Consider the following 16295-nt stretch of genomic DNA (forward strand, 5'->3'; position numbering starts at 1 on the left):
CTGGAGCGCACTCCGGGTCAAGCGGCGGCGACCGCCCGGCGCACGCCTTCGGCCAGCTCGGCCGACAGCGCGCGCACCCCCGAAGCACCCTCGGCCGCCGCTGTGACCAGGGCCGATCCCACGATCACCGCGTCCGCGAACGACGCCACCTCGGCCGCCTGGTCGCCCGAACGCACACCCAGACCGACGCCGATCGGCAGCTCCGTGTGCACCCGAGTGCGCCGGACCAGCTCTTCCGCGCCCGCGCCGACCTGCTCGCGCGCGCCCGTCACGCCCATCACCGCGGTCGCGTAGATGAATCCCGACGACGCGGCCGCCGTGAGTGCCAGCCGCTCCTCCGACGACGACGGCGCCACCAGGAAGGTCCGGTCCAAGCCGTGCTCCTTCGAGGCGGAAAGCCAGGCGCCGGCCTCGTCCGGGATCAGGTCCGGCGTGATCAGGCCGAGCCCGCCCGCCGACGCGAGGTCGCGCGCGAAGCGGTCCACGCCGTAGCGGTTCACCGGGTTCCAGTACGTCATCACGACCGCGCGGCCGCCCCGCGAAGACACCGACTCCACGACCTCGAACAGGTGCTTGAGGCGGAAGCCGTTGTCCAGGGCGGTCACCGACGCGGCCTGGATGGTCGGGCCGTCCATCACCGGGTCCGAATACGGGACGCCGACCTCGATCAGGTCCGCGCCACCGTCGACGCACGCCGCGATCAGGTCCTTCGACCCGGAAACAGTCGGAAACCCCGCCGGGAGGTAGCCGATCAGCGCGGCGCGCCCTTCGGCACGCGTTGCGGCGAAGAGGTCGTCCAGCTCGCTCATTCGTTCACCAGTCCGAACCACTTGGCCGCCGTGTCCATGTCCTTGTCGCCGCGACCCGACAGGTTCACGACGATCAACCCGGACGGGCCGAGCTCGCGGCCCAGGTCCAGCACGCCGGCCAGCGCGTGCGCGGACTCGATCGCCGGGATGATGCCCTCGGTGCGGGACAGCAGCTTGAACGCGTCCATCGCCTGGGCGTCGGTGATCGGGCGGTACTCGGCGCGGCCGGTGTCCTTGAGCCACGCGTGCTCCGGGCCGACGCCCGGGTAGTCCAGCCCGGCCGAGATCGAGTGCGATTCGACCGTCTGGCCGTCCTCGTCCTGCAGCAGGTACGTCATCGCGCCGTGCAGGTTGCCCGGGACGCCCTTCGTCAGGGTCGCGCCGTGGCGGTTGCCCTCGATGCCCTCGCCGCCCGGCTCCAGCCCGACCAGCCGCACGGACGGGTCGTCGTAGAAGCCCGAGAAGATGCCGATGGCGTTCGACCCGCCGCCGACGCAGGCCGCGACGACGTCGGGCAGGCGGCCGGCCTGCTCGAGGATCTGCTCGCGGGCCTCGGTGCCGATGACGTGGTGGAAGTTGCGCACCATGGCCGGGAACGGCGCCGGCCCGGCCGCCGTGCCGAACAGGTAGTGCGTGGTGTCGGAGTTGGTGACCCAGTCGCGCAGCGCCTCGTTGATCGCGTCCTTCAGCGTCCGCGACCCGGTCTTGACCGGGATCACCTCGGCGCCGAGCAGCCGCATCCGGGCCACGTTCAGGGCCTGGCGCTCGGTGTCGACCTCGCCCATGTAGACGACGCAGTCGAGGTCGAGCAGCGCGCACGCGGTGGCCGTCGCGACGCCGTGCTGGCCCGCGCCGGTCTCGGCGATGACCCGCTTCTTGCCCATCCGCTTGGTGAGCAGCGCCTGGCCCAGCACGTTGTTGATCTTGTGCGAACCGGTGTGGTTCAGGTCTTCGCGCTTGAGGAAGACCCGCGCGCCGCCGGCGTGCTCGCCGAAGCGCTTGGCTTCGGTGAGCAGCGACGGACGGCCGGCGTAATCGCGAAGCAGGCGGTTGAACTCGTTCAGGAACTCCGGGTCGTGCCGGGCCTTGTCGTACTCGGTGGCGACCTCGTCGACGACGCCGATCAGCGCCTCCGGCATGAACCGCCCGCCGTACGGGCCGTAGTAACCGCGCTCGTCCGGGTCGTGCTTGCCGTGCTCTTCGGTCACCGCGACGGCCTCGGGCAGGCGGGGTGCGAGCCGGCCGTGACCAGCTTGATCAGGGCGCCCTTCGGGTCGCCGGAGGCGACGAGCCCCTCGCCGACCAGCACCGCGTCGGCGCCGTGGCCGGCGTAGGACATCAGGTCACCCGGGCCGCGGACGCCGGATTCGGCGACCTTGTAGACGTCCATCGGCAGGCCGGGGGCCAGCCGCGAGAAGACGTCCCGGTCCACCTCGAGGGTGTGCAGGTTGCGCGCGTTGACGCCGATGACCTTGGCGCCCGCCTCCAGGGCCCGGTCGGCCTCTTCGGCGTTGTGGATCTCCACCAGCGCGGTCATGCCGAGCGACTCGACGCGGTCGAGCAGCGAAACGAGCGCGTTCTGCTCCAGCGCGGCGACGATCAGCAGCACCATGTCGGCGCCGTGCAAGCGCGCCTCGTGCACCTGGTAGGGACTGACGATGAAGTCCTTGCGCAGGATCGGGGTGTCGACCGCCGCGCGCACCGCGTCCAGGTCCGCCAGCGAGCCGCCGAAGCGGCGCTGCTCGGTGAGCACGCTGATGACGCGCGCACCGCCGGCTTCGTAGTCCTTCGCCAGCGCGGCCGGGTCGGGAATGTCGGCCAGGTCGCCCTTGGAGGGGCTGCGCCGCTTGACTTCGGCGATCACGCCGATGCCGGACTCGCGCAGGGCGGCCATGACGTCACGGGGCGCCGGGGCGGCGGCCGCGCGGGTCTTCAGCTCGTCGAACGGCAACGCGGATTCCCGCACGGCGAGATCTTCCCGCACGCCGGTGACGATGTCTTCGAGCACGCTCACCGGGCACCCCCACCAGGGTGCGTGCTCACGGATTCACTCGCAAGGTCGCTCACAAAAACCTTCCCCTTCCCGCCGAAACGATGCTAACCCCCGCATCCGAGACGCCCGGTTCCGGGTGTGCGCGTTACTCCGAATGCCTGCCCCGGACGTCCGTGGGGTCCTCCCCTTCGGACAGGGCTTCCCACAGCCGGGCATCGGGGTCACGGACCTTTTTCCGGGTGGCCGGGGCCGCGTACTTCGCCCCGAGCCGGGTGGCCTGCCCCGCGCCCTTGACCGCGGCCAGCCCGCCGGCCGCGACGAGAATTCCCCCGAGCACGGCCAAGCCGCGTCCCAGCAGCATCTCGGTCACCGGCAGCCCGTCGGCGTACCCGCCGAACCGTACCCCGGCCACGCCGGCCCAGACCGCGGCGGCGCCGGCCAGCGCCAGCACGACGCCCAGCACGCGCCGCGCCCAGCCACCCGTGGCCACCAGCCCGGCCACCCCGGCCAGCGCCAGCAGGGCCAGCGGCACGAGCGCGGGCGCCCGCTGTTCGCCCGTCTCGCGGGAGAGCACCGTGCCCCGCACGCCGCCGTCGCGGAACTCGGCGAACCAGGACAGCTGTGACGCAACCCACAGGGCCAGCGCGCCGAGCAGGAGCGCGACCACGATCATCCACAGTGGACGGCGGGGCGGCGTGTCAGACATGCGCGGCGTCCGCGGCCGGGTCGAGGGCGCCCGCCGCCGCCAGCGTCTGCGCGGCGGCCACCGCCGAAAGCACGGTCCTGGCCTTGTTGAGCGATTCGGTGTCCTCGTAGTCCGGCACCGAGTCGGCGACGACCCCGCCACCGGCCTGGACGTGCGCGATGCCGTCCTTCACCAGCGCCGTGCGGATGGCGATCGCGGTGTCGGCGTCGCCGGCGAAGTCGAGGTAGCCGACGACGCCGCCGTACAGCGCGCGGCGGACCGGCTCCAGCTCCTCGATCAGCTGCATCGCGCGGACCTTCGGCGCACCGGACAGCGTCCCGGCCGGGAAGCACGCCGTGACCGCGTCGAACGCCGTCTTGCCGTCGGCCAGCTCACCGGTGACGGTGGACACGATGTGCATGACGTGGCTGTAGCGCTCGATCTGGAAGAAGTCGACGACGCGCACGGTGCCCGGCTTGCAGACCTTGCCGAGGTCGTTGCGGCCGAGGTCGACGAGCATCAGGTGCTCGGCGCGCTCCTTCTCGTCGGCCAGCAGGTCCTTGGCCAGCTGCGCGTCTTCTTCGGGGTCGGTGCCGCGCCAGCGGGTGCCCGCGATCGGGTGCGTGGTCGCGCGGCCGTCGCGCACGGTGACCAGGGATTCGGGGCTGGAGCCGACGATGTCGAAGCCCTCCAGCCGCAGCAGGTACATGTACGGGCTCGGGTTGGACGTCCGCAGCACGCGGTAGATGTCGAGCGCGTCGGCCGCGGTCGGGATCTCGAACCGTTGCGACGGCACGATCTGGAACGCTTCGCCGGCCTTGATCGCCTCGACGGCCTTCTCCACGGCCGCGTGGAAGTCCTCCTTCGAGCGCTTCCGGGTGAACTCCGGCACGGGCCGGTCGAACGCGGCGACGGTGGCGGGCGCGGCCACCTGCAGCTGCTCGGTCATCGCGCTCAGCCGGGCCACGGCGTCGTCGTAGGCCGCGTCCACGCGCTCGGGCGAGTCGTCCCAGTTGACGGCGTTCGCGATGAGCGTGACCGTGCCCTCGTGGTGGTCGAACGCGGCCAGGTCGGTGGACAGGAGCATGGTCAGCTCGGGGATGTCGAGGTCGCGCTCGGCCAGCTCCGGCAGCTGTTCCAGCCAGCGGACGGCGTCGTAGCCGATGTAGCCGACCATGCCGCCGGTCAGCGGGGGCAGCCCGGGCAGCGGCTCGGTGTGCAGGGCTTCGATGGTCTCGCGCAGGACTTCCAGGGGGTTGCCTTCAGTGGGCAGGCCCACCGGCGGCGTGCCGGTCCAGACCGCCTTCCCGTCGCGGACGGTGAGCGCGGCCGGGCTGCGGACCCCGATGAACGACCAGCGGGTCCAGGAAGCGCCGTTTTCGGCGGACTCGAACAGGAACGTGCCGGGCCGGTCGGCGGCGAGCTTGCGGTACACCCCGATCGGCGTCTCGCCGTCGGCGAGGACCCGGCGCACGACCGGGATCACGCGGCGGCTCTCGGCGAGGACGCGGAAGTCCTCGCGGGACGGGCTGACCGTGCCGGGACCGGCGGATGCGCTGACCATGGGCCTCATTGTGCCGCCCCGGCGGATGACGGCTGCGGCGGGCCCGAAATTCAACGGATGTTGAATTGTGCGCATCGGTGAGTCATGATGGAGCCGTGAGCACCACGGACAACACCGAGACTACGGCCCGCCGCCGCGGCCGGCGGCCCGCCGGCCAGGACACCCGCACCGCGCTGATCGAAGCCGCGCGGGCCGTGTTCGCCGAAACCGGCTACGACGGTGCGACCGTGCGCGCGATCGCCACCCGCGCCGGTGTCGACGCGGCCATGGTCAACCACTGGTTCGGCAGCAAGGAGGGCCTGTTCGCCCAGGCCGTCCTCCAGCTGCCGTTCGATCCCGTGGAAGTGCAGAAGGCGCTGCGCAACGGCCCCGACGACGAACTCGCGGAACGGATCGTCCGCACCTTCCTCACCCGCTGGGACAGCGCGGGCGGCGGCGTGTTCGTGGCGCTCATCCGCAGCATCACCGGCCACGAGCAGGCCGCGCACGTGCTGCGCGACTTCTTCCAGCAGTTCTTCAGCACGCTGATCACCTCGGTCGGCTCGGACCGCATCCCGCTGCGCATGAACCTGTGCGCGACGCAGATGGTGGGCCTGGGCCTGGTCCGGTACGTGGCGAAGTTCGAGCCGCTGGCCACCGAGGACGTCGAGGTGCTGGTGCGGGCGATCGCGCCGACCCTGCAGCGCTACTTGACCGGCGAGATCGGCTGATCGGGCGTCAGCCGGGCAACGGACTTCCGGACCAGTTCGGCCAGCGGCTTGCGAGCGAGATCGGCACGCAGGTGGTGCAGATAGGCCATCGGCGCGGCGGTGATCAGCTCGTCCCGCTTCTGCCGGCCTTCACGACGTGATCGCCAGACGCCGAGGGAGAACCCGCCGAGCCCGATCGCGGCCGCGGCCGGAGCCGAGGGGTGCAGCGCAAGCTGGGTGATCGCGGTCGCGGCGATCGGCGGCACGACGGTCTGCACGTTCACGGCCTGCAGTGCGGTACTCGTCCAGCCGTGCCGTCGCATGGCTTGCTCCAGCTCCGCAACGGCGGGCCGGACGCGCGTGTCGTACCTGATCCGCAAGTGGTTGAGCAGCGCCTCGGGATCTTTGACGTCGTCGAGTTCGGCGCACTCGGCCAGTATGCCGGAGACGGCATCTCGGAACTTCGCGCGCTTTCCGGCGTACTTCCGGCGGAATTTCGTGATGTCACGAAGGGGGATGCCGGCGATGTCGCGCGGGACGATGTCGTCGATCGTGAGGTTGACCAGGATCACTTCACGTTCGAACCCGGCCGGGAATTCCTGCGCGAGCGCGTCGCCTGCCATCTGCCGCAAGAGCCGTTCCGGCGACACCCCGACTGCGGCGTGGTGGAACTCGTTGTCGGCCACCGGGTGAGCTCCGACGTCTCGGGAGACCCGCATGCCGAGGAGCAGGAGGTAGGCGTGCGCCAGGGTGCGCCTCATCGAAATTCGATCATCGCCGACCCGGTATCCCAGCCTTCTGCCGACCAGTTCACTCGCCAGGGTCTCAGACATCTTCCAGGACGCCACCGCCTGGTGCATGTCTTCGACCTGGATGTCGTACAGCCGGCGTTCCTCGGACAGCTCCACCTGCCGGGCAAGCTCCCCTGTCCGGCCGTCGGAATTCCCGACGATTTTCGCGAACTCCCCGGCCACCTGCTCGAGGTGGTCCGCGGACGGGGATATCTGCCGGATGAAACCGTCCTCGAGCAACTCGATCTCGGCTCGGCTGATCGGGAACGAACTGTTCGCGTCGTTGTGGAAGAACCGGTGGAGCTGGTCCCAGTACAGCGCGGCCCGCTTCAACCAGGCGTCATCGCGGAAGTGAACGTGCGGATAGTACATGCCGATCCAGCTACGCATCGACGCAGTATATCCGCCGGCGGGGCGCGCCGGACGGGCAAGCGAGCAGGCCCGCGCGTTCACCCGGATGCCGGACGAAATGGCGGTCGATCGCATTTCGTGGACACATTCGCACATCCGGGGAATCGACGGGATTCGTATTATCGGCTCATGAAGCCAACGTCTTCGGGGCCCGCCGCGCGCACTCTCGCCGCTTCACTGCGCGAAGAACGCGAAGCAAGGAAAGTCGGTCTGCGCGTTCTCGCCGACGAACTGGGGATCCTCCCCCAGCTGCTGTCGGCGTGGGAGAAGGGACATCGCCTGCCGAGCGTCGAGGACGTGTCGGCGATCCTCGCGCTGCTGGGCATCCACGGGGAGCAACGCGACCGGATCCGGACGCTCGCCCGGCACGCCCGCGAACCCAATTGGCTGGCGTCGAGCAACACCGACCTCCCGTTCGCGCTCACCACGAGGCTGGACCTCGAACGGACCGCGACCGCCATCACCACGTGGTCGCCGTTGATCGTTCCCGGGCTGCTGCAGACCCCGGACTACATCCGGTCGATCATGGACAACTCCGCGGTGACGGTCGAGCAGGCCGACAAGCGGCTGCGAGTGCGGCTCGCACGGCAGAAGATCCTCACCCGAACCGACCCGGTCCGGTTCACCGCGTTGCTCGGCGAACGTTCGCTTCAGGAAAATGTCGGCGATCCCGGGATCATGTCCGACCAGCTCGATCACCTGGTGACGATGTCCGAGCGCGGGAACATCAGCCTGCGCATCGTCCCCGCCGGAATCGGCTACCACCCCGGCCTGATCGGCCCCTTCGACATCTACGAGTTCCCCGGCTCCCCACCGATCGCTTCGGTCGAACACGCCTACTCCACGGCGTTCCTCCACGAGGACACACAGATCTCCGGACACCAGCAACTTGCTAAGCTGCTCCGTAAGGTAGCTCTGAGCGAAGAGGCTTCCCAGGCTCTGCTTCGGGAGGCCGCCCGGTGACCGGAGGCAATGGTGAGCTCGACCGTTTGGCGGAAGTCCTCGTACAGCGGTGCCAATGACAACTGCGTCGAGGTGGCGCTGGGGCCGGTCGTGGGCGTGCGGGACACCAAGGCCCGGCGGGCCGGTCGGCTGAACCTGTCCGCCCGGGCGTGGCGTGCCGCTCTCGACCGGTTGCGCTGACCGCGCCCTATCCGTCTTCGCGCGGATCTATCGAGTACGCCGGGATCGGGTGGGACCGGGCCCCGAGCGGCCCGGGCGGGAACAGCACCACCATGTCGCGTCCCCAGCCGCCGATCCAGGCGCGGCGGTTCGGGCGGTCCGCCAGCTTCTGCATGCGGTCGATCGCCGGGACCGCGCACAGCGCGAACACCGACCCGTCGGGGTAGCGGACGTGGATGTCCGGCCGCCAGGCCTGCCGGGACTGTTCGGGCAGCACCGTGTCCCACGCGATTCTCCGCCACGACAACCCTCGGGTGACGTCCCCGATCTCCGACCCCAGTTCCATTGACCAAACCTAGCGGGGAAACCCGCAGGTCAGGGTCGTTTCGGCGATAGCGCACACCGGGGCAACCCGGCGGTCCCGCCGAGCGTGCAAGTGAGCAGGATCAGCGGGCGAGCAGCAGCGCGATCAACGCCAGCGCGCCGGGGAGCACCTGGACGAAGAGGATCCGCTTGCTCGCCGTCGCGGCGCCGTAGAGGCCCGCGATGATCACGCAGACGAGGCCGTACAGCTGAAGCTGGAATTCACCCGCGATGAGGCCCCACACCAGCGCGAGCGCCAGGAAGCCGTTGTACAGGCCCTGGTTCGCGGCGAGCGTCTTGCTCGCCTCCGCGAACTCCTCCGTCGTGCCGAACGCGGCGCGGGCGCGGGGCGTCGTCCAGAGGAACATCTCCAGGACGACGATGTAGAGGTGGATCAGGGCGACGAGCCCGACCAGGATGTCGGCGACGACGGTCACGCGTGCTCTTTCTCATCGGCCAGGAGGAGGCGTTCCTCGGTGTCGAAGCAGGTGTGCGTGCCGGTGTGACAGGCCGGGCCGGTCTGGTCGACGCGCAGCAGGACCGTATCGCCGTCGCAGTCGATCCGCACTTCGCGAACGTGCTGGTAGTGCCCGGACGTCTCGCCCTTGACCCACAGCTTCCGCCGGCTGCGCGACCAGTACGTCCCGCGGCGGGTGACCAGGGTGGCGGCGAGGGCTTCGTCGTTCATCCAGGCCATCATCAGCACGTCGGAGGTGGCGTGCTCGACGACGACCGCGGCGATCAGCCCGTCGGCGTTGCGCTTGAGGCGGGCCGAGACGGCCGCGTCCAGTGTCATGCGTAGGCTCCCAGGAGGTGCCGCTTGAGCGGCATCGAGTTCAGCAGGACGAACGCGTAGCCGTAGCCGGCGAAGGAAAGGCCGGAGAACAGCTTGTTGAACCACAGCTCGGCACCGAGCAGCAGGAACGCGTGCAGCAGCGCGAACACCACGACGACGACCAGGCCGCCGATCCGCGCGCTGCCCATCTTCAGGACGAGCCCGGTGGTCACGACGGCGCCGAGGAGCAGCGCGAGCGCGGGCATCCGGTAGATGGCCAGGCTCGCCCCGGCGGACAGCACCGGGATCAGATCGAGCAGCGCCCACGCGACGGGCAGCCCGGCCAGCAGGCCGGCGGTGACCTTCACCTCGACGGGTGCCTGCCAGGACTTCACCGGACCTCGACCCCGCCTTCGCGCAGGGCGTTCTTGACGTCCCCGATCTTCAGCTGCCCGAAGTGGAACACGCTGGCGGCGAGCACGGCGTCGGCCCCGGTCCGCACGGCGGGCAGGAAGTGCTCGACGGCGCCGGCGCCCCCGCTGGCGATGACGGGCACGCGCACGGCCTTGCGCACGAGTTCGATGAGTTCGAGGTCGAAGCCGTTCTTCGTGCCGTCGGCGTCCATGGAGTTCAGCAGGATCTCCCCGACGCCGAGTTCCTCACCGCGGGCGGCCCACTCGACGGCGTCGATCCCGGTTCCGCGGCGGCCACCGTGGGTGGTGACCTCGAAGCCGGACGCCGTCGGCTCGCCGCCCCCGGGCACGCGCCGGGCGTCGACGGACAGCACGATGCACTGGGCGCCGAACCTTCTCGACGCCTCGCTGAGGAACTCCGGCCGCGCGATGGCGGCGGTGTTGATGCTGACCTTGTCGGCCCCGGTCCGCAGCAGCCGGTTGACGTCGTCGTTGCTGCGCACGCCGCCCCCGACGGTGAGCGGGATGAAGACCTGCTCGGCGGTCCGGCGGACGACGTCGTAGGTGGTCTCGCGATCCCCGGAGGACGCCGTGACGTCGAGGAAGGTGAGCTCGTCGGCGCCCTCGGCGTCATAGCGCCGGGCCAGCTCGACGGGGTCACCGGCGTCGCGGAGGCCGGCGAAGTTGACCCCCTTCACCACCCGGCCCGCGTCGACGTCGAGACAGGGGATCACCCGCACCGCGACAGACATGGCCACCAGCGTAGTCAAGGGGGTCGGGACCGCCGCCGATGGCACGGCCCGGCGTCCGCCGTTCACGCCCCGGCCACCCGGTTCGTCTAGGTTTCGCGCGTGCGCAGACTCCTTCCGGTGGCCGTCGCCGCCGTCTCCCTCCTGACCGCCGTCCCCGCCGCGGCCGCTCCCCGCGATCCGGCGCCCGTCCTGCAGACCCAGGCGTTCGTGGACGACCCCGGCGCCTCCCCCGCCAACGCCGACGCCGACGATCCCGCCGTCTGGGTGCACCCGCGCGACCCCGAGCGCAGCGTCGTCCTCGGCGCCCTCAAGGAGGGCGGGCTCGCCGCCTTCGACCTGGGCGCGCGGACCCTGCAGCTGGTCCCCGCCGGGCCGGGCGGGCGGTTCAACAACGTCGACGTCGTCGGGGACCTGGCCGTGGTCAGCGACCGCGGCCGGGACCGGATCCGCGTCTACCGGATCGACCCCGCCGGCTCGGCCGCCGGCGCGCACGTGCTGCGCGACGTCACCGACCCCGCCGCCGCGCCGGTGTTCTCCGCGTCGGAGTCCGAAGTGGACGAGCAGCGGACCGCCTACGGCCTGGCCGCGGGCCGGGACCCGCGCACCGGCGTCCGGTGGGTCGCGGTGACCCGGCGGCACGAAACCCGCGTGGCGCTGCTGCGGCTGGCCGACCGGCCGGACGGCACCGTCGGCACCACGCCGGTCGCCATCGTGGACCTGCCCGCGGAGTTCCGCCTGCCGGACGGGTCGGTCTGGTCGCCGTGCGAGGAACCCGGCGAACGGCCGCAGCTGGAGGGCTCGGTGCTCGACGGCCGCGTGCTCTACACCGCGCAGGAGGACGTCGGGATCTGGCGGATCCCGCTGACCGGCACCGGCTTCGGGCGGCCCGAGCTGGTCGACCGGGTGCGCTCCTTCGGCGTCCCGCAGCGCTGGGACGCGGCCACCGAGGAGTGCGTCCCGGACGGGCCCGACCCCGGTTACGGCGGCCGGTGGCTGACGGCCGACGCGGAGGGCCTCGCGGTGGCGAACGGCACGCTGTTCGCCTCCAGCCAGGGCGACTCGCGGTTCGTCGTCTACGGCAAGCACGTCCGTGACCTGCGGATCGTCGCGGGCCGCGGCACGGACTCGGTCGAGCACTCCGACGGCTCGGCGATCAGCACGGCGTACCTGGGCCGCCGCTTCCCGCACGGCCTCCTGGTGGTCCACGACGGCGAACGCCGGCCGGCGGCGGGCGACCTCCCGACCACGGGTTTCGCCTTCGTCCGGCTGGAGGACGTCTTCGGCCGGTGAAAACTTTCCGCCGCCGTGCAGCGGCACGGCCCCCTCGTGCGTCCTCTGTCTGACGGAGAGGACGCGTGTGACCTTCGAAGAGTTCGTGGCGGAGCGGCTGGACGGGCTGCTCCGCTACGCCACCGTCCTGACGAACGACCCGCACCTGGCGCAGGACGTCGTCCAGGACGTGCTCCTGCGCGCCCAGCAGCGGTGGGACGGCATCGACGCCCCGCCGACCTACGTGCGGCGGATGATCACCAACGAGTACCTGTCCTGGCGACGGCGCGCGGTGCGGCGGATGGTGGCCAGCAGCCACGACGTCCTCGACGCGATCGGCCCGCCGGAACCCGATCCGTCGGCCGCCTACGACGAGCGGGACGCCATGCTCGGCCTGCTCGCCACGCTGCCCCGCAAGCAGCGGGCGGCCCTCGTCCTGCGGTACTACGAGAACTACTCCGACGCCGAGATCGCCGCGGTCCTGCGGTGCGGCGCGTCCACCGTGCGCAGCCAGATCTCGCGGGCACTGGCCACCCTGCGCCAAGCCGGCCTGAAGCCGACCGTCATCACCACCGGAGCCACCGGAGCCCCCGAATGACCCGCAGCGAGCACGAGACCGAAACGCTGATCCGGGACAGCCTGGACCGCCTCGCCGCCCGCGCCCCGGACGGCCACGCGGTGCGCGACGCCCTCGCCCGCGCCGGCCGGGAACGGCGGCCGTCGACCCGGCTGGCCCTCGTGGCCGCCGCCGTGGTCGTGCTGGTCGTCGGCGTCGTCGCGGGCACGCAGCTGCTGACCCGCCCGGATCTGGCGCCGACCGCGGGCCGTCCGGTGCTGGCCTACGGCCCGGAGTGGGTGCCGGACGGCTTCACCGAGCAGTACCGCGAAGGCGGGCCCGGGATCACCCCGCAGGTCCGGCGGTGGTCCGACGGCCCGGCGTCGATCACGCTGTCGGCGTACTCCACCGCCGACCCCGAGTGGTCGCAGGCCGCGTTGAAGATCGCGTCGATCAAGGACCAGGTCGTGGTGCACGGCCGGGTCGGCATGGTCACCGGCTCCGGCGGCACCGCGCAGCTCACCTGGCTGGCCGACGACAAGCACGTGCTGTGCGCGTCGATCGCCGGGATCCCGGACGCCCGCGCGGTCGCCGAGCGGATCGCCGGCTCGGTCGCCACCGAACCGGTCGGCGTCCGCGGCGAGCTGCGGTTCGGCCCGCTGCCGGCGGGGCTGGCCGAGCGTTCGGCCGCGGTGCGGGGCACCGGTCCCGGCGACGCGAGCACCGAGCTGACCGCGACCGACCCGGCCCGGCCGTCGATCCCGGTGGTGCGGGCCGCCGCCGGCCCGGTACCCCCCGGCACGGCCGGCGCCGCCCGGGTGACCGTCCGGGGCGGGGCCGGCTTCTTCGTGGCGCCGCAGGACGGGAAGGACGCGGTGGTCGCGGTCCGGCTGCCGTCGGGGCGCTGGCTGACGGTGTCGGGTTCGCGGCCGGAGGCCGAGCTGATCGCCGTCGCGAACGGCGTCCAGCTCGACCCGGCACCCGACTACGGCTGGCTCGGGCGGGCTACCAGCTGATCATCGGGAACCAGATGATCCCGAGCCGGCCCAGCACGCGGACGTCCCAGTAGAGCAGCGTGAACGTGCCGCCGACGAGCAGGGCCACGCCGGTCACGGTGGCGATCCGCGCCGGCTCCGCGGCCAGCCAGCGCTGCACGCGCCCGCCCGTGGCGTAGGTCAGGACGAGGAACAGCACCACCATGACGACGATGTTGCCGAGCGACTGCAACGCGAACGCGGCGGCGCCGTAGAACACGTTGTGCTGCTCGGCGGCGTCGCGGAACATGATCCGGAAGAGCGGGTACGGCCGTCCGATGAGGAACCCGCCGATGAGCGCGCCCATGAGGACGAGCGGCGCGGCGGGGTGACGGCGGGTGAAGCTCGCGAAGGGGTTGCGGAGGATGCCGAGGGCGATCAAGCCCATCAGCAGGAAGACCAGGCCGACGACGCCGAAGGCCACCATGGACTGGATGTTGCGCGGCGAGAGCCCGGTGGTCTTCGCGGTGGAGAACTGCGGCATCCGCGTGCCGACGAGCGCGACGATCACGCCGTAGACGACCGAAACGGCGAGCAGACCGGCGGAGATCCAGCCGAGCGGCTTGAGCACGCTCCGCTTCCCGCCCGCCTGGTCGCCCACCAACGGCGCGACGGCTCCGAAGGCGGCGATGTTGCAGGCGGTGAAGGACCCGGCGAGGCCGGAGACGAACGCGAACAGCGTCCCGGCGACGACTCCGCTGATCGGGGTGGCTTTCGCGTCGTGGCCGAGTAGCCCGTTCGCGACGCTGTCACCGATCACGGAGTCGACGAACGGCGCCGACCAGATGGCGGTCAGCACGAACCCCGCCACGACGGCGGCGACGGCGATGGCGGCCCGGCGCGCGGGATACGGCCCGGCGCCGAAGAACCCTGCCTGCGGATGAACCGGTACTTGCTGCTTGACCGCCATCGATGCCCTCCAGAGTGCGGTGATCCAGTCGGTGAAGCGTTGCAGGCACATGCATTGAAACGCTTCGGCCAAGCGTGTGGGGTTTCGGTGCGAACGGCCTATGTGTTTTTCACGCCGGTCACGCTGGGACACGGTTCCCGCGAACCGGGACCGGCGGGCCCGGTCGTTCCACTGTGGATCGTCCGCCACGGGCTACGGTGGGCGCATGACTTCCGAGACCGACCGCCTCGCCGCCGAGCGCTACGTCGTGCTGACCACGTTCCGGCGTGACGGACGGGCCGTGCCGACCCCGATCTGGGTGGCCGGCGCCGACGGCGAGCTCCTGCTGACGTCGGTGCGCGTGGCCGGCAAGGTCAAGCGCATCCGCAACGACGGCCGGGTCGAGGTGCAGGCCTGCGACGTCCGCGGGAAGAAGACGCACGGCGCGAAGGTCTCCGGGCAGGCCCGGCTGCTCGACGACGCCGGGACCGAACAGGCCAGGCGGGCCATCGCCCGCAAGTACGGCATCGTCGGGCGCGTCACGATGTTCTTCTCGAAGCTGCGCGGCCCGGCGGACCGGACGATCGGCATCGCGGTCAAAATGGACGGCTGAAGCTGCGGAAGCCCCGCCGGAGGTAGTTCGGCAGCGCGTTCGGGTGGTCGAGCGTCGAGGTGTGCAGCCAGACGCGCCGCGTCCCGGGCAGCGCCCACGCGTCGGCGACGACGAGGGTGAGCGCGAACCCGCCGAGTCCTTTGCCGACGAACTCCGGCACCAGGCCGAACGTGGTGATCTCGACGTCGTTCCCGGGCTGTGGCTCGAAATCCGCGGCGCCGGCGACTTCGCCGCGGTATTCGACGATCCGGTATTCCCGGTGCGGAGCGGCGAGCCAGCGGTCCCATTCATCGGCACCGCGGGTGGCGCTCGGCCACCGGTACGGCGTGCCGATCCGGACGTGCAGCTCGCGGATCAGCGGCCCCGGCTCGGCGCTCCGAAGCGCGACCCCCTCGACGAGCGGAGCGGGGTTGAGCTGACGGGCGGCGGTCATTTCGAGCTCGGTGACGATCTCCTCCACCGCGGCAACCTACGACCCCGCCGGTCCGCTGTCAGCCGCTTTTCGGACTCAAGCGGCTCTCAAGGCCGCCGCCATGGCGGCCGAGTCGTGGTCCGGCCCGCAGCCCTCGACCACGATCAGGTCGCCCGGGATGTGGTCCGCGCGCAGCCGCAGGATCTCCCGGTAGGCGGGCGAGGCGTACCACTCGTGCGCCGCGGCGAGGCTGGGGAACTCGATGAGCACCAGCCCGCCGGGCCAGTCGCCTTCCATGACCTGCACCGGCGCGCCGTGCACGAGGAACCGGCCGCCGTACGGGTCGAGCGTCGCCTGGATGCGCTCCAGGTACTCGAAGACCTCCTCCGGCAGCACGGCGGGCGGGCGCAGGTGGGCGAGTCCGTAGGCGGTCATGGGGTTCCTTCCTTCGTCCTTGTGGTGAAAGGAATCCTGGCCGCTCGCCGGCTCGGCGTCGATTACGCCGGAGGTAATGCGGGCTGCCCGGCCAGCAGGCGCTCGACCAGCGCCGTGACGAGGTCGTGGCGCTGCTCGTCGGTGAACAGGTCCGGCAACGTCAGCCGGTCCATGATCAGCCAGTTCAGCGCCAGCCACAGCAGGACCACCATCGTGCCGTCGCCGGGCAGGCCGGACTTCTGGTGGTATTCGACGTTGAAGTCGACGTCCGCGCGGATGCGGCGGGTCAGCACGTCCCGCAGTTCCGGGCGGCGCGTGGCTTCGAGCCGCAGTTCCAGCAGCGCCAGGAAACCCGTCGGGAACGCGGCCACGCGGTCCACGAGCGCGTGCATCAGCTCCGTGACGCGCGCCGGATCACGCGGCCCCGCCAGACCGTCCGCGATCACCTCTTCGTCGACCAGCCGCTCGTACACCCGCTCGCCCGCGTGGTTGAGGATTTCGTCACGGCTGGCGAAGTAGTTGGACGCGGTGCCGACCGGCATACCGGCCTGCTGGTCGACCGCGCGGAAGGTGAGTCCCCGCGCGCCTTCGCCGGCCAGGACTTCGATGGCGGCGTCGAGCAGGGCCGCCCGCCGCTCGGGGTTGCGTCGCACCATGACGTTGACACCACTCCAGACGTAGTACTACAGTTCCAACCACTTCAAGCAAAGTACTACATCC

General features: G+C 71.3%; 22 protein-coding genes. 7 read left to right on the top strand and 15 right to left on the bottom strand.

Features of this window, described 5'->3' with window-relative positions; translation table 11 throughout:
• Positions 1–17: 17 nt before the first annotated feature.
• From trpA to ACLJQE_RS30840, 5 genes are all read right to left on the bottom strand, one after another.
• A complete protein-coding gene (gene trpA, locus ACLJQE_RS30820) occupies positions 18–809 on the bottom strand; it encodes a tryptophan synthase subunit alpha (protein ID WP_410643022.1) in 792 nt (263 codons plus the stop codon).
• On the bottom strand, positions 806–2017 hold the full coding sequence (gene trpB, locus ACLJQE_RS30825; RefSeq protein WP_410643023.1) for a tryptophan synthase subunit beta: 1212 nt from the start codon (positions 2015–2017) through the stop codon (positions 806–808). Before trpB ends, trpA begins: the two co-directional genes overlap by 4 nt.
• On the bottom strand, positions 2014–2823 hold the full coding sequence (trpC, locus tag ACLJQE_RS30830; RefSeq protein WP_410643024.1) for an indole-3-glycerol phosphate synthase TrpC: 810 nt from the start codon (positions 2821–2823) through the stop codon (positions 2014–2016). Before trpC ends, trpB begins: the two co-directional genes overlap by 4 nt.
• A 124-nt stretch (positions 2824–2947) precedes the next feature.
• Positions 2948–3475: a Trp biosynthesis-associated membrane protein gene (locus ACLJQE_RS30835; protein WP_410643150.1), complete on the bottom strand. Its 528-nt coding sequence runs from the start codon at positions 3473–3475 to the stop codon at positions 2948–2950.
• Between the two features lie 25 nt (positions 3476–3500).
• Positions 3501–5051 (bottom strand): anthranilate synthase component I, encoded by a 1551-nt coding sequence (locus tag ACLJQE_RS30840; RefSeq protein WP_410643025.1) that lies wholly within the window; start codon positions 5049–5051, stop codon positions 3501–3503.
• Between the two features lie 95 nt (positions 5052–5146).
• Between ACLJQE_RS30840 and ACLJQE_RS30845 the strand changes: the two genes are divergently transcribed.
• Positions 5147–5761: a TetR family transcriptional regulator gene (locus ACLJQE_RS30845; protein ID WP_410643026.1), complete on the top strand. Its 615-nt coding sequence runs from the start codon at positions 5147–5149 to the stop codon at positions 5759–5761.
• On the opposite strand, the gene ACLJQE_RS30850 is transcribed toward ACLJQE_RS30845, so the two are convergent.
• The gene (locus ACLJQE_RS30850) at positions 5737–6921 is read right to left on the bottom strand and encodes a DUF6236 family protein (RefSeq protein WP_410643027.1); all 1185 of its coding nucleotides are present in this window, start codon (positions 6919–6921) and stop codon (positions 5737–5739) included. The two genes, ACLJQE_RS30845 and ACLJQE_RS30850, sit on opposite strands and share 25 nt — an antisense overlap.
• 150 nt (positions 6922–7071) lie before the next feature.
• Here ACLJQE_RS30850 and ACLJQE_RS30855 point away from each other — a divergent pair, with 150 nt between their 5' ends.
• Positions 7072–7905, top strand: coding sequence for a helix-turn-helix domain-containing protein (locus ACLJQE_RS30855; RefSeq protein ID WP_410643028.1), 834 nt, complete (start codon positions 7072–7074; stop codon positions 7903–7905).
• Between the two features lie 9 nt (positions 7906–7914).
• A complete protein-coding gene (locus ACLJQE_RS30860; protein ID WP_410643029.1) occupies positions 7915–8085 on the top strand; it encodes a DUF397 domain-containing protein in 171 nt (56 codons plus the stop codon).
• Between the two features lie 7 nt (positions 8086–8092).
• Here ACLJQE_RS30860 and ACLJQE_RS30865 read toward each other — a convergent pair whose 3' ends face one another.
• The 5 genes from ACLJQE_RS30865 to hisF all read right to left on the bottom strand — a co-directional run bounded on the left by ACLJQE_RS30865 (position 8093) and on the right by hisF (position 10367).
• Positions 8093–8410 carry a hypothetical protein gene (locus tag ACLJQE_RS30865; protein WP_410643030.1) on the bottom strand — a complete coding sequence of 106 codons (318 nt, stop codon included), beginning with the start codon at positions 8408–8410 and terminating at the stop codon, positions 8093–8095.
• A 100-nt stretch (positions 8411–8510) separates the two neighbouring features.
• Positions 8511–8864: a DUF1304 domain-containing protein gene (locus ACLJQE_RS30870; RefSeq protein ID WP_410643031.1), complete on the bottom strand. Its 354-nt coding sequence runs from the start codon at positions 8862–8864 to the stop codon at positions 8511–8513.
• On the bottom strand, positions 8861–9223 hold the full coding sequence (hisI, locus tag ACLJQE_RS30875; RefSeq protein WP_410643032.1) for a phosphoribosyl-AMP cyclohydrolase: 363 nt from the start codon (positions 9221–9223) through the stop codon (positions 8861–8863). The genes ACLJQE_RS30870 and hisI overlap by 4 nt, the downstream gene beginning before the upstream one ends.
• Positions 9220–9597, bottom strand: a complete 378-nt coding sequence (locus tag ACLJQE_RS30880; RefSeq protein WP_410643033.1) for a hypothetical protein — start codon at positions 9595–9597, stop codon at positions 9220–9222. The genes hisI and ACLJQE_RS30880 overlap by 4 nt, the downstream gene beginning before the upstream one ends.
• Complete coding sequence (gene hisF, locus ACLJQE_RS30885; RefSeq protein ID WP_410609401.1) at positions 9594–10367, bottom strand: imidazole glycerol phosphate synthase subunit HisF; 774 nt, start codon at positions 10365–10367, stop codon at positions 9594–9596. The genes ACLJQE_RS30880 and hisF overlap by 4 nt, the downstream gene beginning before the upstream one ends.
• A gap of 117 nt (positions 10368–10484) precedes the next feature.
• On the opposite strand from hisF, the gene ACLJQE_RS30890 reads away from it, so the two are divergent.
• From ACLJQE_RS30890 to ACLJQE_RS30900, 3 genes are all read left to right on the top strand, one after another.
• Complete coding sequence (locus tag ACLJQE_RS30890; RefSeq protein ID WP_410643151.1) at positions 10485–11657, top strand: phytase; 1173 nt, start codon at positions 10485–10487, stop codon at positions 11655–11657.
• Positions 11658–11724: 67 nt separating this feature from the next.
• The gene (locus ACLJQE_RS30895; protein ID WP_410643034.1) at positions 11725–12234 is read left to right on the top strand and encodes a SigE family RNA polymerase sigma factor; all 510 of its coding nucleotides are present in this window, start codon (positions 11725–11727) and stop codon (positions 12232–12234) included.
• The gene (locus ACLJQE_RS30900) at positions 12231–13208 is read left to right on the top strand and encodes a hypothetical protein (RefSeq protein ID WP_410643035.1); all 978 of its coding nucleotides are present in this window, start codon (positions 12231–12233) and stop codon (positions 13206–13208) included. Before ACLJQE_RS30895 ends, ACLJQE_RS30900 begins: the two co-directional genes overlap by 4 nt.
• Here ACLJQE_RS30900 and ACLJQE_RS30905 read toward each other — a convergent pair.
• The gene (locus tag ACLJQE_RS30905; protein WP_410643036.1) at positions 13198–14136 is read right to left on the bottom strand and encodes a hypothetical protein; all 939 of its coding nucleotides are present in this window, start codon (positions 14134–14136) and stop codon (positions 13198–13200) included. The genes ACLJQE_RS30900 and ACLJQE_RS30905 overlap by 11 nt on opposite strands.
• Positions 14137–14341: 205 nt before the next feature.
• Between ACLJQE_RS30905 and ACLJQE_RS30910 the strand changes: the two genes are divergently transcribed.
• On the top strand, positions 14342–14728 hold the full coding sequence (locus tag ACLJQE_RS30910) for a PPOX class F420-dependent oxidoreductase (protein ID WP_410643037.1): 387 nt from the start codon (positions 14342–14344) through the stop codon (positions 14726–14728).
• On the opposite strand, the gene ACLJQE_RS30915 is transcribed toward ACLJQE_RS30910, so the two are convergent.
• From ACLJQE_RS30915 to ACLJQE_RS30925, 3 genes are all read right to left on the bottom strand, one after another.
• Positions 14712–15188, bottom strand: a complete 477-nt coding sequence (locus ACLJQE_RS30915) for a GNAT family N-acetyltransferase (protein WP_410643038.1) — start codon at positions 15186–15188, stop codon at positions 14712–14714. The genes ACLJQE_RS30910 and ACLJQE_RS30915 overlap by 17 nt on opposite strands.
• A 48-nt stretch (positions 15189–15236) precedes the next feature.
• The gene (locus tag ACLJQE_RS30920; protein ID WP_410643039.1) at positions 15237–15575 is read right to left on the bottom strand and encodes a DUF1330 domain-containing protein; all 339 of its coding nucleotides are present in this window, start codon (positions 15573–15575) and stop codon (positions 15237–15239) included.
• A 62-nt stretch (positions 15576–15637) separates the two neighbouring features.
• On the bottom strand, positions 15638–16231 hold the full coding sequence (locus ACLJQE_RS30925; RefSeq protein WP_410643040.1) for a TetR/AcrR family transcriptional regulator: 594 nt from the start codon (positions 16229–16231) through the stop codon (positions 15638–15640).
• Positions 16232–16295 lie beyond the last annotated feature (64 nt).

This window comes from Amycolatopsis sp. lyj-346 (assembly GCF_046548975.1).
Lineage (GTDB): Bacteria > Actinomycetota > Actinomycetes > Mycobacteriales > Pseudonocardiaceae > Amycolatopsis.

Coding starts and splice junctions, on each gene's coding strand:
- trpA (WP_410643022.1), bottom strand. CDS start 809: ATGAGCGAGCTGGACGACCTCTTCGCCGCAACGCGTGCCGAAGGGCGC.
- ACLJQE_RS30835 (WP_410643150.1), bottom strand. CDS start 3,475: ATGATCGTGGTCGCGCTCCTGCTCGGCGCGCTGGCCCTGTGGGTTGCG.
- ACLJQE_RS30840 (WP_410643025.1), bottom strand. CDS start 5,051: ATGGTCAGCGCATCCGCCGGTCCCGGCACGGTCAGCCCGTCCCGCGAG.
- ACLJQE_RS30850 (WP_410643027.1), bottom strand. CDS start 6,921: ATGCGTAGCTGGATCGGCATGTACTATCCGCACGTTCACTTCCGCGAT.
- ACLJQE_RS30855 (WP_410643028.1), top strand. CDS start 7,072: ATGAAGCCAACGTCTTCGGGGCCCGCCGCGCGCACTCTCGCCGCTTCA.
- ACLJQE_RS30860 (WP_410643029.1), top strand. CDS start 7,915: ATGGTGAGCTCGACCGTTTGGCGGAAGTCCTCGTACAGCGGTGCCAAT.
- ACLJQE_RS30865 (WP_410643030.1), bottom strand. CDS start 8,410: ATGGAACTGGGGTCGGAGATCGGGGACGTCACCCGAGGGTTGTCGTGG.
- hisI (WP_410643032.1), bottom strand. CDS start 9,223: ATGACACTGGACGCGGCCGTCTCGGCCCGCCTCAAGCGCAACGCCGAC.
- hisF (WP_410609401.1), bottom strand. CDS start 10,367: ATGTCTGTCGCGGTGCGGGTGATCCCCTGTCTCGACGTCGACGCGGGC.
- ACLJQE_RS30900 (WP_410643035.1), top strand. CDS start 12,231: ATGACCCGCAGCGAGCACGAGACCGAAACGCTGATCCGGGACAGCCTG.
- ACLJQE_RS30905 (WP_410643036.1), bottom strand. CDS start 14,136: ATGGCGGTCAAGCAGCAAGTACCGGTTCATCCGCAGGCAGGGTTCTTC.
- ACLJQE_RS30910 (WP_410643037.1), top strand. CDS start 14,342: ATGACTTCCGAGACCGACCGCCTCGCCGCCGAGCGCTACGTCGTGCTG.
- ACLJQE_RS30920 (WP_410643039.1), bottom strand. CDS start 15,575: ATGACCGCCTACGGACTCGCCCACCTGCGCCCGCCCGCCGTGCTGCCG.
- ACLJQE_RS30925 (WP_410643040.1), bottom strand. CDS start 16,231: ATGGTGCGACGCAACCCCGAGCGGCGGGCGGCCCTGCTCGACGCCGCC.